Annotated in this window: 5 protein-coding genes; 3 read left to right on the top strand and 2 right to left on the bottom strand. The window is 69.6% G+C overall.

Annotation, left to right across the window (positions count from 1 at the left end; translation table 11 throughout):
• Nucleotides 1-1033: ATP-dependent DNA ligase (locus H0X00_RS20590; RefSeq protein WP_293774397.1), on the top strand; the 1033-nt coding region annotated here is incomplete at its 5' end.
• 452 nt (nt 1034-1485) lie between these two features.
• On the opposite strand, the gene H0X00_RS20585 is transcribed toward H0X00_RS20590, so the two are convergent.
• Nucleotides 1486-2442, bottom strand: a complete 957-nt coding sequence (locus H0X00_RS20585) for a membrane dipeptidase (RefSeq protein ID WP_293774395.1) — start codon at nt 2440-2442, stop codon at nt 1486-1488.
• Between the two features lie 783 nt (nt 2443-3225).
• Here H0X00_RS20585 and H0X00_RS20580 point away from each other — a divergent pair.
• Entirely contained in the window at nt 3226-4275 is a 1050-nt protein-coding gene (locus H0X00_RS20580; RefSeq protein WP_293774394.1) for an ice-binding family protein, read from the top strand.
• A gap of 1 nt (nt 4276) precedes the next feature.
• On the opposite strand, the gene H0X00_RS20575 is transcribed toward H0X00_RS20580, so the two are convergent.
• Nucleotides 4277-5089 (bottom strand): penicillin-binding transpeptidase domain-containing protein, encoded by an 813-nt coding sequence (locus H0X00_RS20575; RefSeq protein ID WP_293774392.1) that lies wholly within the window; start codon nt 5087-5089, stop codon nt 4277-4279.
• On the opposite strand from H0X00_RS20575, the gene H0X00_RS20570 reads away from it, so the two are divergent.
• On the top strand, nt 5061-5741 hold the full coding sequence (locus H0X00_RS20570) for a transposase (RefSeq protein ID WP_293774391.1): 681 nt from the start codon (nt 5061-5063) through the stop codon (nt 5739-5741). The two genes, H0X00_RS20575 and H0X00_RS20570, sit on opposite strands and share 29 nt — an antisense overlap.
• Nucleotides 5742-6165: the final 424 nt, after the last annotated feature.

Raw genomic sequence — 6165 nt, 5'->3', positions numbered from 1 at the left:
GGCGGAGGCCGCGCTGACCTCCGGCGCGGCGGGCCTCACGGGGTTCGCCCTGCAGGTCGGCCGCCCGGTGCGCCCGATGCTCGCCCAGCCTGGGGCGGACGTCGCGGAGGCGCTGGCGAAGACCGGCCCAGCCGCGGCCGAGTGGAAGCTGGACGGCATCCGGGCCCAGATCCACCGCGACGGCGACGAGGTCGCCGTGTTCACCCGTACGCTCGACGACATCACCGCCCGGGTGCCGGAGCTCGTCGCGGCGGCGCTGGCGCTGCCGCTTCGGTCGGCTGTGCTGGATGGCGAGGCCATCGCTCTGCGCCCCGATGGTCGGCCCCTGCCGTTCCAGGAGACCGCGGCCCGGTCCGCCAGCAAGGGCGCCCGCGCGGTCGCGCTCACCCCGGTGTTCTTCGACTGCCTGCACCTGGACGGGGCGGACCTGCTGGGTGTTCCCGGCGCCGACCGGCGAGCCGCGCTGGAGTCCGTCGTACCGGCCGCCCTGCTCGCCCCGCGCCGGGTGGTGTCATCGGTGGCCGAGGGGGAGGAGTTCCTCGCGGACGCCCTCGCCCACGGCCACGAGGGCATCGTGATGAAGTCGCTCGCCGCCCCGTACGACGCGGGCCGCCGGGGCGCCGGGTGGGTGAAGGTCAAACCGGTGCACACCCTGGACCTGGTCGTGCTCGCGGCCGAGTGGGGGCACGGGCGACGCAAGCCCTGGCTGTCGAACCTGCACCTGGGCGCCCGCGACCCGGCCGGCGGCTTCGTCATGCTCGGCAAGACCTTCAAAGGGCTGACCGACGTCCTGCTGACCTGGCAGACCGAACAACTGCTGGCTCGCGGCGTGTCCGATCCCCAGGACTGGGTGGTACACGTGCGCCCGGAGCTGGTCGTCGAGATCGCGTTCGACGGCGTCCAGACCTCGCCGCGCTATCCCGGCGGCGTGGCCCTGCGCTTCGCCCGCGTCTTGCGCTACCGCGAGGACAAGACGGCCGCCGAGGCGGACACGATCGACACCGTCCGGGCCTTCCATGCCGGCCAGGGCTGACTTTCGTCGCCCACGCTCTTGGAGCGAGGGCCACCACTTTCGCGGCGGGCCCGCCAGTACGCCGAGAAGGTCCGCTGACGGCTCCGCTGCGACGCAACTGAGCGACAGGGTTGAAAGACCTGGGGCGATCCGGCCCCCGAACGTCGTACCTGACGTTTCAACCCTGTCGCTCAGTGGTCGCCCACCCCGGCTCGCGCTGGCGGGTGGGGCAGATCGGGTCAGAGAACGCCGAAGCCGCCGGTCATCTGGCCGACGGTCCTCGTGCTGTGGTGCGCCGCCAGGGACTTGAACCCCGAACCCGCGGATTAAGAGGAGCCGGAGCGCGGCGGCTTGCCGCGTTTGTGCAGGTCAGCGCCGTCTTCGTGGCGGCATCCGCGGCGGTGGTGGCTTCCTGTGGCAGTCGTTCATTGACAAAGCCATTGACACGCCTGTCGCGCGACCGAGCCCGGTGATCACCACGTGGCGGCGGCGACGCGTCGGAAGTTGTGCCACATGACCGCGCCGATGTCGGTGTCGGACCATCCTCGTCCGCTCAGGTGGTCCCCGAGACCCATCATGGTCGCCGGCGTCATCCAGGCAATCGGACCCCATCGGGTGTAGCTATCGTCGAACAGGCCGGGGTTGGCGGCGAGCTCGGCCAGGAAGTCACCGGCGTCGAAGGAGAAATCGGTGCTCACACCCACGTGGTCGATCCCGATCAGCTCGACGGCAGCCTCCAGATGGGCGGTCAGCGCCGGCAGCGTCGCGGTATTCGGTCCCAAGAAGATCCCGACCCCGGCGATGCCGACGACGCCGCCCATCGCGGCGCAGGCGCGGGCCTGCTCGTCGGTGATGTTGCGCGGGTGATCCCACACCGAGCGCAGGCAGGAATGGCTGTAGATCACCGGCCTGTCCGACACCTCGCACATCTCCAGCCCGGTCCGGGCGCCGCAGTGGGAGCCGTCGGGCACCATGCCGGCGGCGTTCATCGCCCGCACCAGGTCCCGGCCCCACGAGGTCAGGCCGGTGTCCTGGGGGTCCAGGCAGCCTCCGCCGGCGGCGTTGGCGTGGTTGTAGGTCGGGATCAACGTCCGGACGCCCAGCGAGACGAACTCGGCGACGCTGGCCAGGTCGCCGTCCAACGGAGCCGAGTCCTCGAGGTCGAAGACCACCCCGACCCGGCCGGATGCTTGGGCTGCATCCACGTCCCCGACCGTCGAGGCAAGCACCAGCCCGTGGCGTCCGTCGATGCCGTCAGCGAAGGTACGGATCAACGCGAGGGACTCTGCTTTGGCGTGCGGCGCGTAGCCGACGTTGATCGAGACGAACCCGCCGCAGCCTTGGCCGAACTGGTCGAGCAGGCTCAGGTCCGCGTCCACGGACAATGGCAGACACGCGTGCTGATCCCAGAGCGGGGTCGGGCCGTTCACTCTCAGATGGTCCCAGACCCGCAGCCGCCGCTCGATCGCAAGTTTCGTGCGCGGGGTTCGAGGCAGTCGTTCGTAGTCCATTGCGGTCCGACTACTTCGTGACTGACCTGCGCGTTCGTTCCGTCGGCCACCGCCGGGGTCCGCCGGCGTCCAAGCCCGCGTGGGCCCTCCATGTGACATCGGCGTGACAACGAGCGGTAGCCGCAGCGTCTCACTCAGCGCCGCTCTCCTAATCCAGCCCGCACCGTCCAGGACTGTCCGTGACTGTCGTTTCCGCAGGCATAGGCGGTGCGGTGCTGGACAGTACCGGCCGATGTCGGACGGTCTGCTGTGACCTGAGCGAGGACGACCTTGGCGACCTTGTCGCTCCCGTGATCCGTCACTATCTGACGCCTGCGTCTCGTTGAAGTCACGCGCGCAAATCCTTCGCCGGGCGTGGCATCAAACATGGCAGTGAGGATGGGCGCTGGCACCGCTTAGCCCACGCTTAGCTTAGTAAATGCAGGTCAGGGGCCTGATCGCCACGTCGGCGGCCGGCCCTTTGGTCTCGAGTGCGCAGAAGGATCGCGGAGTCTTGCGAGCGCACTGCGATGGATCTCGGCGCACGCACGGCAAGGCCACCTTCGCGGTGATCCCGGTCCTGGACTGAGTCTCGCGATCGCCCCTCAAAGGTGGGTGGACTTCCCAAGTCATGTAACACTGGGATCTCCCCCGCGTGCCTGGGTCGGTCCCGACCTCGCGCTCTCCCGTCATTCGGGTCGTCTACCGAAGGCGAAGAGATCTATGGCAGAGCACGCGCACGGCGCTGCTGGCGTTCTCCCGACGAAAGTCTGGGCGGCCGCGATGGGGGTGGGCGTCCTGCTGCTGGTCTCACCGTCCGTTGCCCCGCGGGCTTTTGCTGCCGAGCCGCCGGTGGATCTGGGCAAAGCGGATACCTACTCGGTGCTGGCGGGCACGGCCATCACCAACACCCTCACCACGACCCTCAGTGGGGATCTCGGGTTGAGCCCGGGCGACGCCCTCACGGGATTCCCGCCAGGCGTCGTGAACGGAGCCACCCATGTTGCTGATCTGGAGGCCTCCCTCGCACAATCCGATTTCGCCGAAGCCTTCGATGACGCTGACGGACGTACCCAGACCCAAACCGTCGACGGAGATCTGAATGGGTTCGTGCTTCCCGCCGGCGTTTACGCGGCGGCCTCCGCACTCGCGGTGACAGGAACCTTGACCTTGGACGCCGAGGACGATCCGAGCGCGCTGTTCATCTTCCAGATCGGCTCCGCCCTGGACACCGGCGCGGACAGCAACATCAACCTGATCAACGGCGCCCAGATCTGCAACGTCATCTGGGTGGTCGGCAGCGCCGCAACGCTAGGAGCGGCCTCCTCCTTCAGCGGAACGCTCATGGCGAACGCGGCCGTCACGGTGGGCAACGGCACGGCGGTCCATGGCCGAGTCCTGGCAGGCACAGCGGTCACCCTGGCCGACAACGACTTCGACACCCCCAGATGCAGCGCAATCCCGCCGGGAACGGATGGGGGCACCGGCGGCGGCGGCAACGGCGGCAATAACGGCGGCGGCAACGGTGGCGGCGGCAACGGCGGCAATAACGGCGGCGGCAACGGTGGCGGCGGCAACGGCGGCAATAACGGCGGCAATAACGGCGGCGGCAACGGCGGCGGCGGCAACGGCGGCGGTACGGGCTCGACCCCCGGCAACCTGCCGACCACCGGTGGGGTCAGTCTCTGGACCGGGTTGGTGGGCGGGCTGTTGATCGTCGGCGGTCTGACCCTACGGCGACGGCGGACCACGGGCCGCCACCGGTTGGCGTGAATCAGTCGAGGTCGCGGACGTCGAGCAGGAAACGGCGGGCGATGGGGCCGGCCGTCTGCGACCCGCTGACGCCGTCCTCCACGATGACGGCGAACGCGATGCGGTCCAAGAATCCGACCATCCAGGCGTGCAGGCCGGCCTGAGTGCCGCTGCCGTACTCGGCGGTGCCCGTCTTGGCCCCGATCTGCTCGCCCGGGATCGACAGGACGCGGGCGGTCCCGGAGCGCACGGTCGCCAGCATGAGGTCGCGCAGCGTCCCTGCCTCGGACAGCGCGGGCAGGGGCTCCGGCGGCCGATCGCTCAGAACCAGCCGCGGAGTCCGCGGGGTCCCGGAGGCGACGGTGGCCGCGACGGAGGCCATTGCCAGCGGGCTCGTCAGGACCCGCCCCTGGCCGATCGCGGCGGCAGACTGGTCGACCGAGTCCGAGGACGTGGGGACGTCGCCGGAGAAGCTGGTTATGCCGAGCTCCCACGTGCCGCCGATGCCGAAGGAGTTGGCCGCCTCCTGCAGGCCGTCCGGCGCCAGGTCGTTGGCCCTGGAGATAAAGGCGGTGTTGCAGGACTGGGTGAAGTCCTCGCGGAACGCAACTTCGCCCAGGGAACCGAGGCCGTCGTAGTTCTCGAACCGCTTGCCGCCGACGTTGATGCGCGGCGGGCAGGACACCGTCTCGGATGGGGAGAGCCCGTCGCGCAGCAGCGCGGTGGTCGTGATGATCTTGAAGGTGGAGCCGGGCGCGTACCGGCCGTTCAGGGCCCGGTCCTCGCCGGCCCGGTCCGCCGGGCCGTTGGACCTCGTCGCCGAGCGGGTCCGCATCCAGAACCGTTTGCGCTGGCACCTGCACGAACTCGACCCGACCCTGGCCATTCCTGCCGGCGGCCTGCGTCGCTTCGTCGTCATGGACGCCCTTGCCGAGCGCCTTGCCGGTCACGGGGGCATCGTTGCCCGGCTCGCCCGCGACCTACTCGTCCGCTGCCGCGAACTCACCACCTCCATCAACGCCCTGCAGTCAGAGCTGGGCATCCTGGTCCGCCAGCTCGGCCCGAGCCTGCTCGCCATCCCTGGCTGCGGGGTGCTCGGCGCCGCGGTCATCATCGGAGAGACCGCCGGCGCGCACCGCTTCCGCAGCAAGGACGCCTACGCCCGCTTCACCGGCACCGCCCCAGTCCCGGTCTGGTCCGGGGCCAGTCACGGCAAGGTCCGACTCAATCGCGGCGGCAACCGGGCGCTGAACACCGCGCTTCATATGATCGCCGTAACCCAGTCCCGGGGAATCGGGCCAGGCCAGGACTACATCGCGAAGGTCCAAGCCAGCGGTAAGTCCCGCACCGAAGCCCTGCGACTGCTGCGCCGGCGCCTCTCCGACACCACGTTCGCAGCACTACTTGTGGACGAACGCGACCGGACAACCACTACGACCGAGAGCGCCACCCCGGACGCTGTCACTGTGCTCGCTGCCGCCCTTTGACATAGGAGCGTCTACGGGCTTGAGTCACAGCACCAGAGTGCTTCGAGGTCCGCGGGCGACACTCCAGCAGTCTGCGCCCGCCCACCCGCCTCCGTCATCTGAAGGACCGTCACGGACCACCCCGGACACCCGCGGCCGGTGGCGGCCGCCACGGGACCGGCGGTAAACTGACGGCACGTCATCAACCACTGGCAAACCACCGCGACCACCCACCACGGCGAGCGACCCGCTACATTCACATCCCCCGCGCACAGACCAGCAAAGCTCCCGAGCACTTACTCCTCTTGCTCGTCCCGAGCCGGTGTCAGGCGTGGTCGTCGATCTGGCGGTGATCGCGCACACAGGTCCATGTGGGGAAACAACGCACGCGGGCCGACGCTCTGGTCGATCTGGGCAGGCCCGGCGCACACATACAGGTGTGCGC

The sequence above is a fragment of the Sporichthya sp. genome (assembly GCF_013815995.1).
In the GTDB taxonomy this organism is placed as follows: domain Bacteria; phylum Actinomycetota; class Actinomycetes; order Sporichthyales; family Sporichthyaceae; genus Sporichthya.
This window is presented reverse-complemented; position numbering and strand designations above follow the sequence as displayed.